The organism is Prevotella sp. HMSC073D09, from assembly GCF_001814145.1.
Lineage (GTDB): Bacteria > Bacteroidota > Bacteroidia > Bacteroidales > Bacteroidaceae > Prevotella > Prevotella conceptionensis.
Genome location: NZ_KV815141.1, coordinates 65768 through 87230, shown reverse-complemented (window position 1 = coordinate 87230; position 21463 = coordinate 65768). Strand labels below are relative to the sequence as shown.

Annotated in this window: 14 protein-coding genes; 7 read left to right on the top strand and 7 right to left on the bottom strand. The window is 48.4% G+C overall.

Translation table 11 applies throughout. From position 1 onward, the window contains the following. From HMPREF2955_RS13985 to HMPREF2955_RS15415, 5 genes are all read right to left on the bottom strand, one after another. On the bottom strand, window positions 1-1966 hold a 1966-nt coding region (locus HMPREF2955_RS13985), incomplete at its 3' end, for a 4-hydroxy-3-methylbut-2-en-1-yl diphosphate synthase (protein WP_083317749.1). Between the two features lie 418 nt (window positions 1967-2384). After that, window positions 2385-2891 carry a 5-(carboxyamino)imidazole ribonucleotide mutase gene (gene purE, locus HMPREF2955_RS13980; RefSeq protein WP_070724018.1) on the bottom strand — a complete coding sequence of 169 codons (507 nt, stop codon included), beginning with the start codon at window positions 2889-2891 and terminating at the stop codon, window positions 2385-2387. Window positions 2892-3340: 449 nt separating this feature from the next. Continuing rightward, a complete protein-coding gene (locus tag HMPREF2955_RS13975) occupies window positions 3341-3949 on the bottom strand; it encodes a phosphatase PAP2 family protein (protein WP_070724028.1) in 609 nt (202 codons plus the stop codon). A 346-nt stretch (window positions 3950-4295) separates the two neighbouring features. Continuing rightward, window positions 4296-5798: an RNA polymerase factor sigma-54 gene (gene rpoN / locus HMPREF2955_RS13970; RefSeq protein WP_070724027.1), complete on the bottom strand. Its 1503-nt coding sequence runs from the start codon at window positions 5796-5798 to the stop codon at window positions 4296-4298. A gap of 1424 nt (window positions 5799-7222) precedes the next feature. After that, window positions 7223-7606 (bottom strand): hypothetical protein, encoded by a 384-nt coding sequence (locus HMPREF2955_RS15415; protein ID WP_083317751.1) that lies wholly within the window; start codon window positions 7604-7606, stop codon window positions 7223-7225. Between the two features lie 233 nt (window positions 7607-7839). Between HMPREF2955_RS15415 and HMPREF2955_RS13950 the strand changes: the two genes are divergently transcribed. From HMPREF2955_RS13950 to HMPREF2955_RS13935, 4 genes are all read left to right on the top strand, one after another. After that, window positions 7840-8853 carry a HipA domain-containing protein gene (locus tag HMPREF2955_RS13950; protein WP_070724014.1) on the top strand — a complete coding sequence of 338 codons (1014 nt, stop codon included), beginning with the start codon at window positions 7840-7842 and terminating at the stop codon, window positions 8851-8853. Then, on the top strand, window positions 8850-9236 hold the full coding sequence (locus tag HMPREF2955_RS13945; RefSeq protein ID WP_070724013.1) for a HipA N-terminal domain-containing protein: 387 nt from the start codon (window positions 8850-8852) through the stop codon (window positions 9234-9236). The genes HMPREF2955_RS13950 and HMPREF2955_RS13945 overlap by 4 nt, the downstream gene beginning before the upstream one ends. A 543-nt stretch (window positions 9237-9779) precedes the next feature. Next, window positions 9780-12656 (top strand): leucine--tRNA ligase, encoded by a 2877-nt coding sequence (gene leuS / locus HMPREF2955_RS13940; RefSeq protein WP_070724012.1) that lies wholly within the window; start codon window positions 9780-9782, stop codon window positions 12654-12656. A gap of 155 nt (window positions 12657-12811) precedes the next feature. Further along, the gene (locus HMPREF2955_RS13935) at window positions 12812-13780 is read left to right on the top strand and encodes a YitT family protein (protein WP_070724011.1); all 969 of its coding nucleotides are present in this window, start codon (window positions 12812-12814) and stop codon (window positions 13778-13780) included. A 95-nt stretch (window positions 13781-13875) separates the two neighbouring features. On the opposite strand, the gene HMPREF2955_RS13930 is transcribed toward HMPREF2955_RS13935, so the two are convergent. Next, window positions 13876-14916, bottom strand: coding sequence for a C1 family peptidase (locus tag HMPREF2955_RS13930; protein WP_070724026.1), 1041 nt, complete (start codon window positions 14914-14916; stop codon window positions 13876-13878). Between the two features lie 52 nt (window positions 14917-14968). Between HMPREF2955_RS13930 and HMPREF2955_RS13925 the strand changes: the two genes are divergently transcribed. Together HMPREF2955_RS13925 and HMPREF2955_RS13920 are read left to right on the top strand one after the other, a co-directional pair. Continuing rightward, a complete protein-coding gene (locus HMPREF2955_RS13925; protein WP_070724010.1) occupies window positions 14969-16228 on the top strand; it encodes a peptidase U32 family protein in 1260 nt (419 codons plus the stop codon). A gap of 249 nt (window positions 16229-16477) precedes the next feature. Then, window positions 16478-16906 carry a SufE family protein gene (locus HMPREF2955_RS13920; protein WP_070724009.1) on the top strand — a complete coding sequence of 143 codons (429 nt, stop codon included), beginning with the start codon at window positions 16478-16480 and terminating at the stop codon, window positions 16904-16906. 434 nt (window positions 16907-17340) lie between these two features. Here HMPREF2955_RS13920 and HMPREF2955_RS13915 read toward each other — a convergent pair whose 3' ends face one another. Then, on the bottom strand, window positions 17341-19056 hold the full coding sequence (locus HMPREF2955_RS13915) for a Na/Pi cotransporter family protein (RefSeq protein WP_070724008.1): 1716 nt from the start codon (window positions 19054-19056) through the stop codon (window positions 17341-17343). A gap of 88 nt (window positions 19057-19144) precedes the next feature. Between HMPREF2955_RS13915 and HMPREF2955_RS13910 the strand changes: the two genes are divergently transcribed. Next, window positions 19145-20806, top strand: coding sequence for a nucleoside kinase (locus tag HMPREF2955_RS13910; RefSeq protein ID WP_070724025.1), 1662 nt, complete (start codon window positions 19145-19147; stop codon window positions 20804-20806). Window positions 20807-21463 lie beyond the last annotated feature (657 nt).

Here is a 21463-nt window from a genome sequence, read left to right as displayed (position 1 = left end):
CTCCCCTTGGAGAGGGGTTGGGGGTGAGGCTGGTTTCAATCAACCTTAGCAAGTGTTCCACCGCATCTTTCTCGTCGATGTACCTTTCAACGCATTCCTTTTTGCGGTAGAGCGACACCTTTCCAGGCCCTGCACCAACATATCCGAAGTCGGCATCGGCCATTTCGCCCGGTCCGTTTACGATGCAACCCATGATGCCAATCTTCAAACCCTTCATGTGTTTGGTGGCTTCGCGAATGCGGGCGATGGTTGTTCGCAGGTCGTAAAGCGTGCGACCGCAGCCCGGACAGCTAATGTATTCGGTCTTGGTGGTGCGTAAACGGGCGGCTTGCAGTATGCCGAAGGCCGTGGCATCTACCTCTTCGTCGGGCAAGTCGCCGTCGTTCATCAGCCAAATGCCATCCGTAAGCCCGTCAATCATCAGCGGTCCCATGTCGGCAGCGGCTTTTAGCTGGAATGTTTCTTTCTCTTCGGCCGCGTGTCGGTACATTTGCGCGAATACAACGGGGTTGTTGATGCCTGCCGACCACAACTCGTGAACCAGCGCACGCTGATCGCCCACCTTGTTCTTATGCGTACTCATGCACACCACCACCACCTCGGGGTGATGTTTAAGACAAGCCAAATATTCGTCGCTATTGGCTCCATATTGCAGCACAAGAAACTTAACATCTGCCTCAACAAGCGAGATAAAGGGCACGGCATTATGTGGGAAGATGGGATAAACCTGCTCGCAGGCCTGCGGATTGGTGCTGGCCAGCTGCATATAGGCATCGTAGTCCATGATGTAACGACGCTTTGCCGAGAGGTTTGCGGGCAGATGTCTACCTATATATATGTAATCGGGCGCTTGGTCGGCGTTGGCCACCACGTGAACCTTGTCTTTATCCGTACGGTTGCTTATCACTACGGGTACGTTTTCGCCTCCGATGTTGGCCACGGCCGTTGTAGGACGGCGTTCGGGAGCGGTGTAGTTGAACCCTTTTGCCACCTGGGCAGGTATAGGTAAGTGGCCCGAACGCGCCTCGATGTAGTCTACAAGCGCGCGTGCTACGGGTATTTCCGCCTCAGGGTCTTCGCTAAGCGATACGCGGACGGTGTCGCCGATGCCGTCGGACAGTAGCGTTCCGATGCCCACAGCACTCTTAATGCGGCCATCTTCGCCCTCGCCAGCTTCAGTAACGCCAAGATGTAGGGGGTAATTCATGTCTTCGAGGCGCATCTGTTGCACCAAAAGGCGCACCGATTGCACCATCACCACCGTGTTGGATGCCTTGATGGAGATAACCACATTGTGGAATTGCTCGCGTTTGCAGATGCGTAAGAACTCCATACAGCTCTCAACGATGCCCGCAGGCGTGTCGCCATAGCGACTCATGATGCGGTCGGAGAGCGAACCATGGTTCACACCGATGCGTACGGCCGTGTTGTTTTCGCGGCATATATTGAGGAAAGGCACAAAGCGTGCATCAATCTTCTTTATCTCTTCGGCGTATTCCTCGTCGGTATATTCCAACTGTTTGAATGTGCGCCCTGGGTCTACATAGTTGCCGGGGTTAATGCGTACCTTCTCTGCATACAGTGCGGCTACGTCGGCCACGTTGGCGTTGAAATGCACATCGGCCACAAGCGGTGTGTCGTAACCTTTCTGCCTAAGCACTGCATTGATGTTGCGCAGGTTCTCCGCCTCGCGTTTTCCTTGCGTAGTGAGTCGCACCAATTCGCCGCCTGCTTGTATAATACGCTCGGCTTGGGCTGCGCTAGCCTCGGTATCGTTGGTGTCGGTGGTTGTCATCGACTGCACGCGCACGGGGTTGTTTCCACCCATCATCACGCTACCAACGGTTGTTACCGATGCGTTTCGGCGATGCAGGTTAAAGAGGTCGATGCCGATGTCACTCCATTCGCCATCTTCTTGTAGGGAAAGAGGGCGCGAAGTATTGTTGTTATCTTGTTCGTTCATCATTCTTTTAAAGGTGAAAAGGGCGGTTAAAGGTGAAAAGGTGAAAGGGTGAAAAGATGACGTTTAAAGGTGAAAGGGTGAAAAAGTGAAAAGGTGAAAAGATGCTTCGCCTAACAACTCGTTCACTCGTTAGTTTGTAAACTAGTCTACTTAACATCTTGTCTACCCGTTAACTTGTCCACTCGTTAACTAATCTATTCGTCAATTCTCTATCTCGTCAACTTGTTAACTTGTACACTCGTTAACTAATCCACTTGTCAACTCGTCAACTCTCCATCTTGTCAACTCGTTAACTTGTACACTCGTTAACCAATCTACTCGTCAACTCTCCATCTTATCGTCTCGTCAACTTGTCCACTCGTTAACTAATCAACTCGTCAACTTGTCAACTCGTCAACTTGTTAACTTGCGAACATTCGCCTTAGTTTGTTTTAAACTCGTACTTCACTTCGGCCAATTCTTCATTGGCTTTGGTAATCTTTTGTCCCAATGTAGCCTTATATTCGGCCAGTTGTTGCGCCACGTTTTCGTCTGTCAAGGCCAGCATTTGCACGGCAAGTATGGCTGCATTCATGGCCGCATTAACGCCAACAGTGGCAACGGGAATGCCAGGGGGCATCTGTACGATAGACAACAACGCGTCTAATCCGTCGAGCATACCTTTGATGGGCACGCCAATAACGGGCAACGTGGTAGATGCTGCCACAACACCAGGCAGAGCGGCAGCCATGCCAGCAGCCGCAATAATAACCTTTACGCCACGCGCTTTGGCTCCTTTGGCGAAAGATTCTACGGCATCGGGCGTGCGGTGAGCACTGAGAGCGTTCACTTCGAAAGGAACTTTCAGGTCGTTAAGCAACTTACATGCTTTCTCCATAACGGGCAAGTCGCTGGTACTGCCCATGATAATGCTTACTGATGGGGTCATAATATATTTTTATTAAACCTTATTCAATGAATAAACATCAACAACCAAACACGCCCTGCACACAACCCACCCACAACTAGCCCACCCCCAGCCCCTCTCCAAGGGGAGAGGGGAGTGGTATGCCTTGCTGCATCCTTGCGGTGGCACGCACGCTTGTTTGTTAATCGTTTACTACTTACTTGTTAATCGTCTACTATTTATTTGTTAATCATTAACTATTTACTTATTTGTATTTTACTCTTTACCTATTCGTATTTTACCCTTTTCTTGGAATACTCCATCCTTTGATGGTACATTGCGCCATAGTTTAACGGCCATGTTCCAGCATTTTTTGCTGTAACGCTTTAGAGAAAACAAGGCTAATCATCCCCTCTCCCCTTGGAGAGGGGCTGGGGGTGAGGCCGGTTGTTGTGGGGGCGTGGGGAGTTCGCGCTGCTCTTAGCGGCTCGTTATATCACCACAAACGCGCAGACCATACCTACGAGAAATCCCGCTACCACCTGCCAAAGCGAGTGCTGGCGAAGTATCATGCGACTGGTTCCAACCAGTCCGCCCACGATAAACACCAAGCAAAGCCACCACACGGGGTTGAACATGAAGAGAAAAGCAAAGGCCATCAAACCGCCTGCTACACCACCTATGGCTGCCGAGTGTGTGGAAATCTTCCACCAAACGTTGATAAGCGCGCAAACCACTTGCACAACGAGGGCGGCAACCAATATGCGGGCCATGAAACGAGGTATCTGTAACACCGACATGAGGTAGTAACAGCCAAAGTAACACAATATGGAGATGACGTAAGGCACCATGCGACGCTCCTTATGTCCTAGCTCAATGAGGGTCCATCCCTGATAACGACGATACAGATGTATCAGTATTGTGGGGATAAATATGGTGGCGATATACACCAAGAGCAACACTTCCAGTTTGTAGTCCCAAGGTAATTGGGACATATAACTAAAAGTGAACAACGCTATCAGCCCAACAATGGGCAGATAAAACGGGGTGAAGAGCATGCTCATCATCCGCGCGCCGAATATGATGTTTTTCTCTTTCATAAGCATATATCTAGTAGTAAAGGAGTATCACTCGCTTTGCTCGTTAGGAGTAAAGTAGTAAGTAGCGGCCACGTGCTTTGCTCATTGTGAGTAAAATAGCACAAAGTGCTATCGCTTACATTGTAAGTTGGGAGTAAGGGCCTGCTAGATGTTGCTACTCGCTCTTGCTCATTAAGAGTAAGTGGGCAAAGAAACTATCACTTACTTGGGTTGTTAGCAGGTAAGGCGAGTGAAGACATTACCACTTGTTTTAATTCTTAATCTATTGCCTTTACTTCTCTGCTCCCTTATTTCTTCCTCTTTCTCCCCTCCTTACTACTTACTCCTCTACTACCTACTACTCATCTCACCCCTTCCTCAACCTCGCCACTGGCAGTCCCAGCTGTTCCCTATACTTCGCCACAGTGCGGCGGGCGATGGGCAGACCTTTCTTTGCCAGTTCCTCTTTCAGCAAGTCGTCGCTCAGCGGTTTCTTTTTGTCTTCGTTGTCGATAAGCTCTTTAAGGGCTATTTTTATCTTGCGTGTAGACAACTCTTCGCCGTCGCCCGTGGTGTAAGCATCGGTAAAGAAGAAACGCAGGGGGAACGTGCCCCACTTTGTTTGTGCATACTTGATGTTGCTAACACGCGAGATGGTAGAGATGTCCAGCCCCGTGCGGTCGGCGATGTCCTTGAGAATCATCGGTCGCAGGTCGGCCTCGTCGCCCTCAACAAAGAACTTTCGTTGTATGTCGATGATGGCCTGCATCGTTAGGCTTAGCGTATGTTGGCGTTGTTTGATGGCCTCGATATAGCCCTGCGCCTTTTCCACCTTCTCCTTAGCATAGAGCAAGGCCTCCTTTTCGCCTTTCGTCATGTTGGCCTTGTTGTTTCGGTAGTGGTCAACCATGTCGGCAAACGTGGGCGACACCATCAGTCGGGGTATGTTTCCGCGACTGAGATGGAACGAAACCCCGCCATCGTCGTCGGTGTCTACGATAAAGTCGGGCGTTATCTGTTGCAAGTTACGCCCTTGTGTCTCGCCCATCGATGCCCCCGGCTTAGGGTTCAGCTTCCTAATTTCGGCCTGCACCTCCTGCACCTGTTTGTCGGTGAGTTGCAGTTGCGTTTGTATCGTGTCCCAATGTTTCTTGGTAAAGGCGTCGAAACACTCGTCTATCACGCGGCGCATCATTTCCTTGGCCCAGCTTTCGGGCTTTCTGTCAATCTGTATCAGCAAGCATTCTTTAAGCGAACGCGCGCCAATGCCAGCCGGGTCGAACGTTTGTAGCACACCCAACATCCGCTCAATTTCGGGCGTTTCCACGTCCAAGTTCTGGTAAATGGCCAGTTCGTCGGCAATGGTGTCAAGGTCTTTGCGCAGCAGTCCGTCGTTGTCTAACGACCCGATGAGGTAAAGCAGCACCTGTTCCTCCTCCTCGTTGAGGTCTATTTCGCCCACTTGCTCTTTCAGTTTATCGTAAAACGAAGTGGTGTCGCCATATACAATCTCCTCGTATTCGGCATTGTTATGGTTCTCCCTGCCGAATGTTTCGGGCATTTCGTCATCGCGACCGATGTTTTCCAACGCCGCATCCAGTGCCTGTTCGCGTTCTTCGCGTTCCGTCTGCTGGTCAAAATCCTCATCGCCTTGGTCGTCGTTGGCGGGCGCGGTGTCGTAGTTCTCGGTTTCGTTTGGTTCGTGTGTATCTGTTTCCAATGCCGGATTGTCGTCCAGTTCGGCAACAACGCTCTGTTCCAGTTCGGTAAGCGGCATCTCCAAGAGCCTCACCTGCAACATCTGTTGCTGTGAGAGTCGTTGCACCTGCACTTGTTTTTGCGTTTGTGTCTGTATGAGCTTTTGTGCCATAATGCTTGTCACTTCAATGGGTTTTCGCCTTTTTCGTCGCTGTTTTGCATACGCGCGCAAGCGATAAGTTGTAAGGCGTGTGTCCCGTTACCTATATGCAAAGATAGAAAATAAGCTGCTAACGTACAAAGAGAGTGTGATTTTTGTTTGCTAGATTGTGAGGATTTTAGTTTTATGCGTTTGTAAGATGGCGGGTAGAGGAGTTGACCCGTTGACGAGTTAACGAGTTGACCAGTTAACTCGCCTGCTAATCTTTTGTCCACTTTTCAGCAAGAATTTTAACACAAAAAGTACCCTTTTTATCCACCAACTGCCCACTTGACCGCAAAAAATCGATTCTCGCAGAGGTTTGTTTTGATGCAAAAAGGGGTTAGATGGTGAATGCAGCAAAATGAATATTTATTTCATAATACTGCCTGTTGCACCAGTTTTGAGGGTGTTTACTGCTAAATTTACTGCAATATGCCGCTAAACGCACTGCGTTTTGATGCAAAATGCACTGCGTTTTGGTGCTAAATGCAACGCGTTTTGGTGCTAAACGCAAGGTAAAATGGTGCAAAATGCACTGCGATTTGCTGCTAAACGCAAGGCAAAAAGCATAAAAATACGACATAATTGTATAAACAATACCTCTCAACACCATTAAAAACATGGCTAAAAAGGACAAAATAGCCGTTAAAAAGTAGGTTTTTTGGGGGTTAAAAGCGAGTTTTGGGGACCTAAAAAATACGAGCTGGCACCCAAAATAGAAAGGCTAAATGGTGCAAAATGCAGGTTTTGTTCTTAAAAAAGTACAAGACGAAAGACGAAAAAGGCTAAAAATAGTGGCTATTTACCTGCATCACGACCTATATTTTCGCTAGAAGGGGTTGGCGCGCGGGTGGTATTTTGTAAAATAAGTTTTAAGATTTTAAGATTTTGAGGGCGTGAGTTTTTGAGTTGTTTAGTTCGTAAGTTCGTGCGTTTTTTGAGTAGCATGAGTTTTAAGGGCGTGAGGTTTTGAGTTGTTCAGTTCGTAAGTTCGTGCGTTTTTTGAGTGATATGGGGTTTTAAGGGCGTGAGGTTTTGAGTTGTTCAGTTCGTAAGTTCATGCGTTTTTTGAGTGATATGGGGTTTTAAGGACGTGCGTTTTTGAGTTGTTTTAGTTTGTAAGGGCGTGCGTTTTTTGAGTGATATGGGGTTTTAAGGACGTGCGTTTTTGAGTTGTTTAGTTTGTAAGGGCGTGCGTTTTTTTTTGAGCGGCATGAGTTTTAAGGGCGTGAGTTTTTGAGTTATACTCATACCGATATGGGGAAAGATAACTTTCATCATTGAACACAACAAAGAAGTGATAAGCACTTTTTTACGCCAACTATCGCGTTGCACTTGGCGCACTGCGCCCCCTCTTTCCCTTTGAAGTTGGGGCTGTGGTGCGGCCTTATTCTTTATTGTTGAACCTTACTTTCCCTCGTAACCTCATCCACCATCTTCTCGTTTTGGGTGATTGCGGTAAGCGAGTCGTTCTCAAATCGCAGTGAAGTAGTGAGTATAAACCCCTGTGTCTTAACCCTTACTGCCTCCTTATAATGAAGAACATCAACTCGTTTTTCTCCTTCCAGAAACGTGTCTTCGCTGAACGGCTTACCCATTATGCCCTTTACTTCTTTGGTGTTCATGCCAAGCCTAACCTTGTCGCGTGGAAAATTCGAGGCAGTGGGCACAAAGGCACAAGCCGAAACAAATACGCTTAAGATGCAGGCGCAAAGTGCGATGTACAACACGTTACGTGTTATAGCGCAGTGTGTGGTGTGTGCTGAGGTTGGTTTCATATTGATGAATTTAATGAAAAACTTGTTTTGGGGTTGTTTCTCCAAATCTGGATAGCCGCATTGTCAACATTCTAACGCCCTCGGCCTATGAAATGAAGGTGATTAAGGCACCGTTGTATGCGCAAATATACGAAAAAAAAACGGAACAACGTCAAAAAGAAAAAGCAAAAATACTTTATTCTCATATAATTGTATTATCTTTGCTATGACGAACATAAAACGTACGTAGGAGCTTGGATAAGATTCCTTTCCATAAGATAGAGAACTTTACAGGGGCCTCTTGTTATGCAGTACCAAAAGCTCTTGTTATCAAACACAATGACTACTTCATTGACGACACCATCTCGGTAGATGGTGATGCCCCGAAGAAATTCATTGGCGTTTACGACTATCGTTTGCTAAGTGGCAAGCATAAGGCCAACCGTAAAAACTGGATTCGCTACATTGCCAAGACCGGACACAAGTGGTATCCAATAGAATCGGTGACAGAATTGTTGCTTAATAGGCTTGGCACGATATTTGGTTTGAAGATGGCGGAGTCTCGCATAGCGATGATCGGGGGACAACTAAGGTTTCTAAGTCGCTATTTTATTGATTCAGCCCGACAAGAACTTGTACATGGAGCAGACGTATTGGCTGGTTATTTGAACGAACCATCATCCTTGTTTATCGAGGAAGTGGACAAGCAGAAACTAACAAGAGAATGGCTTACGTTACAATTCGTAGAGGATGCCGTCGAGAGTGTGTTTCCTGAACAGAAAGAAGAAATAATGTGCGAACTGATAAGACTAATTATTTTCGACGCATTAGTGGGAAATAACGATCGCCATTTTTTCAATTGGGGAATTGTTCGCTCCGTAGAAGGTGGCTTTAAACCATATTTCTCGCCTGTGTATGACACGGCAAGAGGATTGTTTTGGAATTATTCGGAAGAAAAGTTGGCTGGTGTAATTGCAGCAAATAAGGCAATCGACAGCCATATTACAAAGTATTGTAAAACCTCACGGCCAAAGATTGGCTGGGAAGGTGAGAAGAATTTGAACCATTTTGAATTGTTCAATAGAATTTATAGCAAGGAGTTTTACGTGTCAAAAGCAGAAGTTAGGGACATGCTTACGCCGTTGCTGTTGGAGCGATTGTTGGAAGAAGTGACACAAAACTTTCATTCTTTCATGTCTGTGAATAGAATTACAATGATATGTAAATGCTTAATTCATCGGTTTAACAAATTGCAAAGTGTATTATGAAGGATATAAAGAAGAAACTTTTACGGCTATTTTGGTCTGAAAGTCAAAGCGATATGGTGCTGAACGCCGAAAAAGATGCGGCGTTCAACGTTAGTTTGGGTAAATTGACAGTGGGCACACTGCTTTATTCGGGTGGCGTTTGGCAGTTCAGTTACAGCGAGGAGTTTAAACAGCAGAACCGTATTGTGCCATTGTCTAACTTTCCGGCAAAAGATAAAACGTACAGAGACAGTGAACTTTGGCCGTTTTTTGCATCGCGCATACCCAGTTCTTCGCAGTTGCAATTAGACAAAGATGCACCAAGGGAAGACCTTGTAACGCTGCTACGCAAGTTTGGTCGCCGCACGATAGCCACGCCGTTTGAGGTGGTGCCCGTTACATAAGCAGTGCCAAACATTGCTGTTGGGGTGATTAACATCATCAATATGCCCATCGCCATGCCGTGTTGTATCTTTAAAGGAGGTACGCGGCATGGTTTTTTCTGTTATATATCAGCTTGTACACCACACTTTACGCTCCATAAAACGCAAAACAAACACATTAGCAGCCGCTTTGCATTTCGGGGAGAAAACTTTTTAGTAACTTTGCGGTTGATAAGACATGGGAAAGGTGAAAGGGCTTTTAAAGGTGAAAGAGTGAAAAGGTGAAAAGGTGAAAAGATGGCTGCACCCAATAAAGGTGAAAGGGTGAAAAGGTGAAAAGATGGCTGCGGCTTCAAGCCGAAATGTCTTCGGATGCTTCACCCATGGGGACTTGAGCTGCTGAAACAAAGGCGTTTTAAGTTCGTGATATATTGTTTGCGAGCTGCAAAAGAGCGTTCTTGACCATTCACAAACTCATTACCCACATCCTTAGAGCCTAAACTCATAAACTTACAAGCTCATAAACTTACCAACTTCATAATAAGAATAAATAAATAAAACAAGATGGAATATAATTTTAGGGAAATAGAAAAGAAGTGGCAAAAGCGATGGGAGGAACAACAAACCTATCGCGTTGTAGAAGACAACAGCAAAAAGAAGTTCTATGTACTCAACATGTTCCCCTACCCTTCTGGGGCTGGGCTACACGTGGGACACCCCTTGGGTTATATCGCCTCTGACATATACGCCCGCTATAAGCGACTGGAAGGCTACAACGTGCTTAACCCTATGGGCTATGATGCCTATGGTTTGCCGGCCGAACAGTACGCCATACAGACGGGACAACACCCTGCCGTGACCACCGAAACCAACATTGCGCGTTATCGCGAGCAGCTAGACCGCATCGGTTTTTCGTTTGATTGGAGCCGCGAGGTACGCACCTGCGACCCTACATACTATAAATGGACGCAGTGGGCGTTTCAAAAGATGTTCGATTCGTATTACGACAACGACCAACAACGCGCTTTGCCCATCGCCCAACTTGAAGAACGGCTGGCCAAACAGGGTACGGAAGGGCTGAATGCTGCTTGTAGCGAAGAACTGAACATCACGGCCGAGGAGTGGAAAGCGATGGACGAGCACGCCCGACAGGCCACGCTGATGAACTATCGCATTGCTTATCTGGGCGAAACGATGGTGAACTGGTGTGCCGAACTGGGCACGGTGCTGGCCAACGACGAAGTGGTTGACGGCGTTAGTGTGCGTGGTGGCTACCCCGTTGTGCAAAAGAAGATGCGCCAATGGTGCCTTCGCGTTAGCGCGTATGCGCAGCGTTTGCTGGAAGGACTGGACAAAGTGGACTGGACCGACTCGCTGAAAGAAACGCAACGCAACTGGATTGGTCGCTCGGAAGGGGCCGAAGTGGAGTTTGCCGTGAAAGACAGCAACGAGCGTTTCACCATCTTTACCACTCGCGCCGACACCATCTTCGGCGTTACTTTCATGGTGCTGGCACCCGAAAGCGAATTGGTAGACCGCCTTACCACACCCGAACAACGCGCCGAAGTGCAGGCCTACGTTGAGGCAACGAAGAAAAGAACCGAACGCGAACGCATTGCCGACCGCAAGGTTAGTGGCGTTTTCACAGGCGCTTACGCCATAAACCCACTCACAGGCGAGGCACTTCCCATCTGGGTAAGCGATTATGTGCTGGCCGGTTACGGCACGGGCGCCATCATGGCCGTACCTGCGCACGATAGTCGCGACTATGCTTTTGCTCGCCATTTCTCGCTACCCATCGTGCCACTTATCGAAGGGGCGGACATTTCGGAGCAGAGTTTCGATGCCAAAGAGGGCATCGTGATCAACTCGCCCGCCGCAAACAACGTCGCCAACGATGGCCAAGCGCAGGGTTTGGTGCTAAACGGACTGACCGTTACGGAGGCTATCGCCAAGACCAAAGAATATGTTTCGCGCCACAACTTGGGTCGCATCAAGGTGAATTATCGCCTTCGCGATGCCACGTTCTCGCGCCAACGCTATTGGGGGGAGCCGTTCCCCGTGTATTATAAGGGCGACATGCCCTACATGATTCCACAAGAATGCTTGCCGCTTGAATTGCCTGAGGTGGGCAATTATCAACCTACGGCAACGGGCGAACCGCCATTGGGCAACGCCAAAGCATGGGCGTGGGACGAGAAAGCATGCCAAGTGGTAGACAAGAGCCTGATAGACGGGGTGCAAGTGTTCCCCTTAGAACTGAACACCATGCCTGGTTTCGCCGGCTCTTCGGCCTATTTCTTACGCTATATGGACCCTCACAACAACGATGCACTGGTGAGTAAGGAGGTCGTTAGCTACTGGCAGAACGTGGATCTCTATGTGGGCGGAACGGAACACGCTACCGGACACCTTATATATAGTAGGTTCTGGAACAAGTTCCTCTTCGACTTGGGCGTGGCCGTAAACGATGAACCCTTCCAGAAGTTGGTTAATCAGGGTATGATTCAAGGCCGAAGTAACTTTGTATATCGTGTACAAAGGGCCGAAGGCGAGAGCAGTAAGGCTCCGCTCTTTGTGTCGTTGGGACTGAAAGACCAATACGAGGTTACGCCCATACACGTGGATGTGAACATCGTTCATGGCGATGTGCTGGACATTGAGGCCTTCCGCGCATGGCGACCCGAATATAAGGATGCCGAGTTTGTGCTTGAAAACGACAAGTATGTGTGCGGTTGGGCCGTAGAAAAGATGTCGAAGAGTATGTACAATGTGGTAAACCCCGATCTCATCGTTGAGAACTACGGGGCCGACACGCTGCGCCTTTACGAGATGTTCCTTGGTCCGGTGGAGCAAAGTAAGCCGTGGGACACCAACGGAATTGATGGTTGTCACCGCTTTTTGAAGAAGTTTTGGGGCTTGTTCTACAACATGCGCACGGGCGAGTTTATGCCAAACGATGCCGAGGCAACGGCAGAACAGCTTAAATCTGTTCACAAATTGTTGAAGAAAGTGTCGGCCGACATCCCCGCCTTCTCGTATAACACGGCCGTGGCAGCCTTTATGATATGCGTAAACGAATTGTCGCAAGCCCATTGCACCAATAAAGCGCTGCTCTCGAAGTTGGTGGTTGCCCTCGCGCCTTTCGCTCCGCACATCGCCGAAGAGCTGTGGGCGGCTCTGGGTAACGAGCAATCGGTGTGCGATGCGCAGTGGCCAGTCTACGAAGAGAAGTATCTTGAAGAGAGCGAAGTGCAATTGGCCATCGCCTTTAACGGCAAGGCACGTTTCCAAAAGGCTTTCGCAGCCAACGCCACCAATGCCGAAATAGAACAGGCAGCCATGGCCGACGAACGTTCGGCCAAGTTCCTTGAAGGCAAACAGGTGGTGAAGGTAATCGTTGTGCCGAAGAAAATCGTTAACATCGTGGTGAAAGGGTGATGCTTAAGTTGGTGAGTTTTTGAGTTAATGGGTTGATTAGTTTTTGAGACTGTAAACTCAGAAACTCACCAACCCATAAACTCCCCAACTCAAAAAACACCAACCCATAAACTCAAAAACTCATAAACTAAAACCCTCATAAACTCAAATTTGATATGACAATCGACCATAAAATGCTCCTTAGCGAGATTAAAGACTATGTGTTTATCACACTCGGCCTCTGCCTATACACTTTTGGCCTGGTGGTGTTTATCATACCTTACGAGATTGTAACGGGCGGTGTTATGGGCGCATCGCTTGTTGTTAACTACGCCACGGGCTTTAAGATAGAGTACACTTACGCCATCATCAACATCTCGCTCTTAGTTTTGGCACTGAAAGTGCTGGGCTGGCGCTTCCTGTTAAAGACCATTTATGCCACGGCAGCCTTGTATTTCTTGCTGGAATATGCGCAAGAGCTGATGCCAAAGATTGAGGGGACCGACCTGTTTGTGCAGATACTTGGCCCTGGAAACAACTTCATGTCGTTGCTCATCGGTTGTACGTTAACGGGTTCGTCGTTGGCTATCGTGTTCCTTAACAATGGCAGCACGGGCGGAACAGACATCATTGCCGCCGTAGTAAACAAGTTTTTCAACCTGTCGTTGGGTCAGGTGTTGTTCCTTGTAGACATCTTTATTATCGGTAGCTGTTTCTTCTTTCCGCAGTTCGGAACGTATTACGAACGGGCGCGGATGACAGTCTTCGGACTATGTACGATGATTGTAGAGAACTTTATGCTCGATTATGTGATGAACGCGCGGCGCGAATCGGTGCAGTTCCTTATCTTTTCGCGCAAGTATCAAGAGATTGCCAACGCCATAGCCTTGCATACCGACCACGGCGTTACCATTCTCGATGGACACGGATGGTATACGGGTAAGGAAATGAAAGTGCTTTGCGTGCTGGCTAAGAAGAACGAAAGCCAAATGATTTTCCGACTGATTAAGTTGATAGACCCCAACGCCTTTGTTAGTCAGAGTGCCGTTATCGGCGTGTACGGCGAAGGATTCGACACGATTAAGGTTAAGGCTAAGGAGATGCCAAAGCCCCCTAAAAGAGTGAGCGAAGAGAAAAAGAATTAGGCAAAAAAGCAAGCAACAATAGCTTGCTAAGGTCTAGAAACGATGATTTGCCCAGCCTTTCTTGCAAAACAGAAAGGCTGGGCAAACGCGTATTGTTACGCGCCTAAGCACTCGCGTTGTGCCCAAAGGGCGATGGTTTTCATCCTAAAATAATCTTCGGACATAAACATAAATCCCTTAAAGGCATTGTCTGTGCCCCACGAATTCTTCATAATGAAGTAGCGTTTGCCTTGCGCATCGCGCGCCAAGCCCACGATAGCCATGCAATGGTCGTCGGTTGTGCGAAACGTTTCGAACTCGCGCTGCCGCATTTGCTGCGTAGGGGCGGTGCTATGTTCGGGAATACGGGCAATGGCTTGCGCGAAATTGAAGCCAGGTTCGGACGTGTCGCCTTCCCAACAAAGGGGATGACCGGCGCGTAACGACCGCTCTGTAAGGCTTACTAAGCTGTCGATGGGTAAGTTTAACAAGCAATCGCGGTTAACATTATCTGGAACTTCGAGGGCGAATGCCGTGTTAAAGGGGTGGTGGGTAAAGCTGGTAAGCCCCACATACTCGTCGTGTCGGCACACACTTCGCCCAAATTCGCCAAGCGTATATTCGGCTCCCAGCATGAATTGTGCCCTTGGTAGCGCGCCAATTGATTGATCGGCTAGGTTGTCGTAACGTTGTCCTAGCCTTACAAGGCCTTCTTGCTGCGCTACGGCCAGCTTGCAAAGGTTGGCTGCTTTCTTTGGGAACGCGCTGAACACGCTGTAATCTTCCACATGATACGTATCGTATGCCAACAAGCCTTGGTCGGCAATGGCCGAAAGAGTGTTCGAGGCCATACCCCGTAAATGTATCGGGCGCTTTCCTTTTGCAAGGTACGCGTCTTGTATGCGTTGGCGCAAGGCCATGCGCGCAATGTACGCCGTAGAGAGGTTTACCGAGTCGCCACGCATAAGATGTTCGGTTTCAATTGTGGCTAACATGGCGAATATCCAGCACAGCTGACTTCGTCCTTGGTCCTTTACGGGCGTGGTTTTCAGCAATATCTCTATCTTAGGCAGCCTCGTGGTAGCCCTTGGCTCGCTTTTCGAGGTGCACGAGCATATCGTGGCCAACGCCACTAGTATGAGAATAATTCTGTTCATGATGGGCAAAGATACCATTTTTTCGTAACTTTGCAAAAGCAAAGGATAATAAATGGATAATAACAAGATAAGAGAATTTGAAATAATGGCACCGGTAGGCTCGCGAGAGAGCCTTGTTGCAGCAATACAAGCTGGTGCCGACTCGGTTTATTTCGGCATCGGCCAGTTGAACATGCGCTCGCATTCGGCCAATCAGTTCACGATAGACGACCTTCGCGACATTGCTGCTACTTGTCGCGAACATGGCATGAAGAGTTATTTAACGGTTAATACCGTTATCTATGGCGACGACCTTGGAACGATGCACACCATCGTAGACGCCGCCAAAGAAGCGCAGGTGTCTGCCGTTATCGCTAGCGATGTGGCCGTAATGATGTATTGCCGACAAGTGGACGTTGAGGTTCACCTTTCCACGCAACTGAACATATCCAACATCGACGCGTTGAAGTTTTACGCCCAATTTGCAGATGTGGTTGTGTTGGCGCGCGAGTTGAACATGGAACAGGTGGCCGAAATATACAAGCAGATTAACGAACAGTGCGTGCTTGGCCCCAATGGCGACCCCGTTCGTATCGAGATGTTTTGCCACGGCGCGCTGTGTATGGCCGTCAGTGGAAAGTGTTATTTGAGCCTGCACGATGCCAATAGGTCGGCCAACCGCGGCCAATGTGTGCAACTTTGTCGCCGTTCGTACACTGTTACCGACAAGGAAACGGGTACGCAGCTAGACATCGACAACGAATACATCATGAGTCCGAAGGACTTAAAGACCGTTCGCTTTATCGACCAGATGATGAATGCGGGCGTGCGCGTGTTCAAAATCGAGGGTAGGGCACGCGGTCCAGAGTATGTTTACACCGTGGTGAGGTGCTACAAGGAGGCCATCGCCAGCGTTCTCGACGGCTCGTTCACCGAAGAAAAGAAAGACGAATGGGACGAACGACTGAGCACTGTGTTTAATCGTGGCTTTTGGGATGGATATTATCAAGGTCAGACTATGGGCGAATGGACTAAACACTACGGAAACAAAGCCACCGAGAAAAAAGTGCTTGTGGGTAAAGTTGTTAAGCACTTCTCTAAGTTAGGCGTAGCCGAAATCGCTGTTGAGGCCAGCGAAATACAACTTAACGACCATCTTCTGATAACGGGTCCAACAACGGGCGTGATGTTCTTCGATGCCAAAGAAATACGCTATGAATTGGAGCCGGTACAAACGGCACAAAAAGGTACGCGCGTCTCAATACCCGTTCCCGACAAGGTAAGACCAAACGATAAGCTTTTTAAACTGGTAAAGAACGAGGTAAATAAATAGATAAGTTCACGAGTTGACGGGTTAACGGGTTGGCAAGTAAACAAGTTTACGAGTTGACAAGTCGACAAGTTGGCGAGTTAACAAGTTAACTTGTTGGCGGATAGACAAGGAGGTCTGCCTTGCAGGCATTGAGCATTGTTGCTCGTTTTGTACCAACTCATCAACTTATAAACCCTAAAACCCATAAACTCCCCAACTCAAAACCTCACCAGTTCACCAACTTATAAACTCATAAACACCCCATAACACATGTCAACATCAACCATAGACGCACTTCAAGAAGAAGTGATTGAAGAGTTTTCGGCATTCGACGACTGGATGGATAAGTACCAAATGCTCATCGATTTGGGCAACACGCTACCGCCACTCGATGCCAAGTATAAAGTAGAAAGCAACCTTATCGAAGGCTGTCAAAGTCGTGTTTGGCTACAATGCGACCTTGTTGACGGTCGTTTAGTGTTCTCTGCCGATAGCGATGCGCTCATTACCAAAGGCATTATCGCCTTGCTTATCAGGGTGATAAGCAACCATACGCCCGAAGAAATAGCGCATGCCAACCTGCATTTCATTGATGCCATCGGCCTAAAAGACCACCTTTCGCCCACCCGTTCCAACGGTTTGCTCTCAATGGTGAAACAAATCAAGGCCTACGCCGTGGGCTATGCCGCAAAGCTATAAGGCGAAAGCATTCATTTTTTCGGTTTAATTAAGGCAAACCTGCCTTTGTACAACAATAAAGAACATTCATTGGGGTTTGCAAACAGCTTGTAATGGTCTGTGTTTAGGCAAAGTTTCATTTGCTTGTAAGCAGGTCACTACAAGCTGTTCATTAGTCCAAAACATAGTCATGTACATTTAATCTTTGCTCGTTCTAGCAAAAATGGCTTGTTTGTAGAAGTTCGTCTGCCAACAAGTTGCCTGCAATCTATCTGTACAATGCCGTTTATAGTGGGCTACAAGCACCTTGTAGCATCGGCACAAGCACCTTTATAGTGTCGCTACAAGCCGCTTGTACCGATGCACTTACGCCGCATGCGGCTGTTCGTTGCCTGATGGTTATGCTTACAAAGCTTATCCTTTCTTACACCATAACCATTACCAACGCCCTTGCTTTAAGCCTCAACCCTGCGTGTACCCATGCGAGCCTCAACCACATTCACCACATAGTCGGCCAGCTTTTCGCATTCGTTGATGATGTCCATATACATCGTTCCCACATTATATGTGTACTCGTGGTTGTTGATGTCGTTAATGTTTTGGTTACGAAGTTGTTTGCGATAGTTGTTAATCTCGGTTTCGATGTTAAACGAACGGGTAGTGTCCAAGTACTCCTTACGTCCGCGGATGATGATGTTCATCTGCGAAAGGCTATCGTCGGTAAGCTCGAACATCTGGTGGATACGTTCGTATTGCTTTTCGGTAAAGTCCTCCTTCGAGTTCACCAGTCGGCTAATCGTTCGCGCAAGGTTATAGCAACTGTCGCCGATGCTTTCCAATTCGGTAATCTCGCGCATCATGTCGCGTATTTTTCCCTTCGTATCGTCGCTCAGGTGTGCATCGCTCACCGCACTCAGATACTTGGCAATCTCTTGCTCCATGTTGTCGGATATGTTCTCATACTTTTCTATGCGCGAGTAAAGCTTGGCAAAATTCGAGTCGTCGCGTGTGCCGAGCAACTCGCGCACCATGCCGAACATACGCTGCATACGTTCTGCAAAGCTGCTAATCTCCTTATGCGCTTCTAGCACCGAAAGTTCGGGCGTCTTCATAATGCCAGCTTGAATGAAACGGAGGCGGAACTCTTCTTCCTCGTCTTTCTTGCTCGGTTTGATGATTATGCACACCAATTTCTCTATCTGCGGTATGAACCAGATAAGTATGCCCGTATTAAAGAGGTTGAAACAGGTGTGGAAAGCCGCCAGCACAACAGGCAATTTAACGGCCAATTCGGCTTGCGACAGTTTCGGTCCTTCGGGATTATAGCCCACCATGTTGCAAATCATGTTCACAAACGGATAGAAAACGATGAGCACCCACATCACGCCAATGACGTTAAACACCAAGTGCGCCATTGCTGTTCGGCGCGCTTGCGTGTTGGCGCCCAAGGCTGCAAGGTTGGCTGTTGCCGTTGTTCCGATGTTCTCGCCCATAACCAAGGCGATGCCCAAGTGGATGGGCAGCACGCCCGTAGAACATAAAAGGATGGTGATGGCCATCACTGCGGCCGACGATTGAACGATGGTTGTGATAACCGTACCAATCAACAGGAATATCAATATCGTGAAATAGCTGTTCACGTCGAACGAGCTGAAGAAGTCGATAACGCTCTGGTTGTGCTGCAAGTCTAGCTGTTTGCCTGTGTCGCTCAGCAACACAAGACTGAAAAAGAGGAACGATATACCAAAAAGAAAATCGCCTTTGTAGCGGTGTCTGCGCGAGTAGATAAGCGCAATTCCTACTAGAAAGGCGGGGAAAACAAAGTCGGTAAGGTCTATCGAGTAGCCTAGCGACATAATCCAGGCTGTAAGTGTGGTGCCAATATTGGCGCCCATGATTACCGATATGGCCTGAGCCAAGGTTAATAAGCCGGCGTTAACAAACGAAACGGTCATCACGGTGGTGGCCGAAGACGATTGTACGGCACAAGTAATGAACGCTCCCGTGAGCATTCCCGTAAAGCGGTTGGTGGTCATCGCTGCAAGCACGTGCCGCAATTGCGGACCGGCCATCTTCTGCAACGCCTCGCTCATAATCTTCATGCCGTAGATGAGCAATGCCAGTGATCCTGCAATCTTAAAACCAAAAACCAGATAATTGCTTGTATCCATAAATTAACTTTATTGTGGTGCCTTATTGTTGTGACTTTGAAATATATTCTTTAACTTTACACTCGCTAAATTCTTAATGTCGCTGAGCATGAAACAATCCATACAAATACGATGCAAAAATAATAAAAAAACTGCAAAGGTAGAAATCGGTAGCACACTTTATGATGTTTTTCACGAATTAAAACTCAATATGCCTTACGGTCCTGTTAACGCCAAGGTGAATAACAAAATCGAAGGAATGCACTATCGCCTGTATCATAACAAAGACGTAGAGTTTCTCGACCTGCATTCGCCCTCGGCTTTACGGGCCTATACGCGCACGCTGTTCTTCGTGCTGTGCAAGGCCGTTCACGACCTTTATCCGCACAGCAACGTGGTGATAGACATCCCCGTGAGCAACGGATATTACGTGGACCTCGACATTCAACGCCCCATAACCCCGCAAGATGCCGACGACATTCGCCGCCGCATGCAAGAGATTATCGCCGCGCGCTTGCCCATCTCGCGGCATGAAACAACAACCGATGCCGCCATCGCCATGTTTAAGAAGGTGGGCGACGAGTCGAAAGTGCGCCTGCTCGAAACCGTGGGAACACTCTACACCACTTATTATGAGCTAGACCACTACGTGGATTACTATTATGGTTCGCTACTCACCAACACGCGCGAGCTGCATCTCTTCGGGCTCGAACCTTATTACGATGGTCTTTTGCTGCGCGTGCCCTCCACGCATAATCCCGCACAGCTTGGCGAACTGGTGCGCCAAGACAAAATGTTCGAGATATTTAAGGAACACCACCGTTGGCAACAGATATTAGGCATACGTACCGTGGGCGATTTCAACAAAGCGGTGGCCAATGGGTTCAGTGCCGACCTCGTGCACGTGTCTGAAGCCTTGCAAGAGAAGAAGATTGCCCGCATTGCCGACGAGATTGCCGCGCGGCCCGAAGTGCGCATGGTGCTATTGGCCGGCCCGTCGTCGTCGGGAAAGACCACAACCTGCAAACGCCTCTCGGTGCAACTGCTGGCAAATGGCATACGGCCCGTGCAAATTTCGTTAGACGACTACTTCGTCAATCGCGAACATACGCCCAAAGATGCCAATGGGGAATACGATTACGAGAGCCTTTACGCGTTAAACATACCGCTGCTTAACGAACACCTGGCTGCGTTGTTCCGCGGAGAAGAAGTTCAGATGCCCAAATACAACTTCGTTGAAGGAAGGAGCGAGCCAACAGGCAAACGGCTGCATCTGCCCAAAGACAGTATCTTGGTTGTTGAGGGCATTCATGCCCTTAACCCCGAACTAACGGCCCTCATCCCAGCCGAACAGAAGTATAAGGTGTATGCCTCGGCACTGACAACCATCTTGCTAGACAACCACAACTACATCCCCACCACCGACAATCGCCTACTTCGCCGCATCGTTCGCGACCATAAGTATCGTGGCGTGTCGGCAGCCGAAACCATTAAACGTTGGCCAAGCGTACGTGCCGGCGAAACAAAATGGATATTCCCCTATCAAGAAGAGGCCGACGCCATGTTTAATACGGCCATGCTTTTCGAGTTGGCCATCATCAAAACGCAGGCCGAACCCTTGCTCGAACAGGTTGCAGAGAGCTGCGACGAGTATTCCGAGGCCTATCGCCTGCGCAAGTTCCTTCGCTATTTTGCGCCCATGCCCTTCCATCAACTGCCGCCAACGTCACTGTTACGCGAGTTCTTGGGCGGCAGTTCGTTTAGCTATTGATAAAGAGTCAGCTACAATCAGCCTCAACTGGCCTCAACTGGCCTCACTCACAACGGCCACAACTAGCCCACCCCCAGCCCCTCTCCAAGGGGAGAGGGGAGTGGTATGCCTTGTGCATTGACAAAGCCTCACTCCTACTGGCCTCACCCACAACCCCTCTCCAAAGGGAGAGGGGAGTGATATGCCTTGTTGATTGACCGCTTGTTACTGGCTAACTCATTAACTAACGATCTTGTCTACTCATCAACTCCCTAACTACTCTTCCACTTCTCAAACTCTTGTCAACTCGTTAACTGGTCAACTTGTCAACAGGTTAACTGGTTCACTCGTCAACTAACGTTCTTGTCTACTCATCAACTCCCCAATCACTCGTCCACTTCTCAAACTCTTGTCAACTCGTTAACTGGTCAACTTGTCAACTCGTTAACTGGTTCACTCGTCAACTAACGATCTTATCTACTCATCAACTCCCCACCCTCTCTTCCACTTCTCAAACTCTCGTCAACTCGTTAACTGGTCAACTTGTCAACTGGTTCACTCGTCAACTTATCTCTCCTTGTCCACTTTTCAGCAAAAGTTTTAACATTATGGCTGCGATTTTTCCCGCCAATCGCCCACCGAGGCGCAAAAAATCGATTCTCGCGAGGGTTGGTTTTG

Bases quoted from the DNA above. Each gene is read 5' to 3' on its own strand.
- purE (WP_070724018.1), bottom strand. From the start codon at position 2,891: ATGACCCCATCAGTAAGCATTATCATGGGCAGTACCAGCGACTTGCCC.
- HMPREF2955_RS13975 (WP_070724028.1), bottom strand. From the start codon at position 3,949: ATGAAAGAGAAAAACATCATATTCGGCGCGCGGATGATGAGCATGCTC.
- rpoN (WP_070724027.1), bottom strand. From the start codon at position 5,798: ATGGCACAAAAGCTCATACAGACACAAACGCAAAAACAAGTGCAGGTG.
- HMPREF2955_RS15415 (WP_083317751.1), bottom strand. From the start codon at position 7,606: ATGAAACCAACCTCAGCACACACCACACACTGCGCTATAACACGTAAC.
- HMPREF2955_RS13945 (WP_070724013.1), top strand. From the start codon at position 8,850: ATGAAGGATATAAAGAAGAAACTTTTACGGCTATTTTGGTCTGAAAGT.
- leuS (WP_070724012.1), top strand. From the start codon at position 9,780: ATGGAATATAATTTTAGGGAAATAGAAAAGAAGTGGCAAAAGCGATGG.
- HMPREF2955_RS13935 (WP_070724011.1), top strand. From the start codon at position 12,812: ATGACAATCGACCATAAAATGCTCCTTAGCGAGATTAAAGACTATGTG.
- HMPREF2955_RS13930 (WP_070724026.1), bottom strand. From the start codon at position 14,916: ATGAACAGAATTATTCTCATACTAGTGGCGTTGGCCACGATATGCTCG.
- HMPREF2955_RS13925 (WP_070724010.1), top strand. From the start codon at position 14,969: ATGGATAATAACAAGATAAGAGAATTTGAAATAATGGCACCGGTAGGC.
- HMPREF2955_RS13920 (WP_070724009.1), top strand. From the start codon at position 16,478: ATGTCAACATCAACCATAGACGCACTTCAAGAAGAAGTGATTGAAGAG.
- HMPREF2955_RS13915 (WP_070724008.1), bottom strand. From the start codon at position 19,056: ATGGATACAAGCAATTATCTGGTTTTTGGTTTTAAGATTGCAGGATCA.
- HMPREF2955_RS13910 (WP_070724025.1), top strand. From the start codon at position 19,145: ATGAAACAATCCATACAAATACGATGCAAAAATAATAAAAAAACTGCA.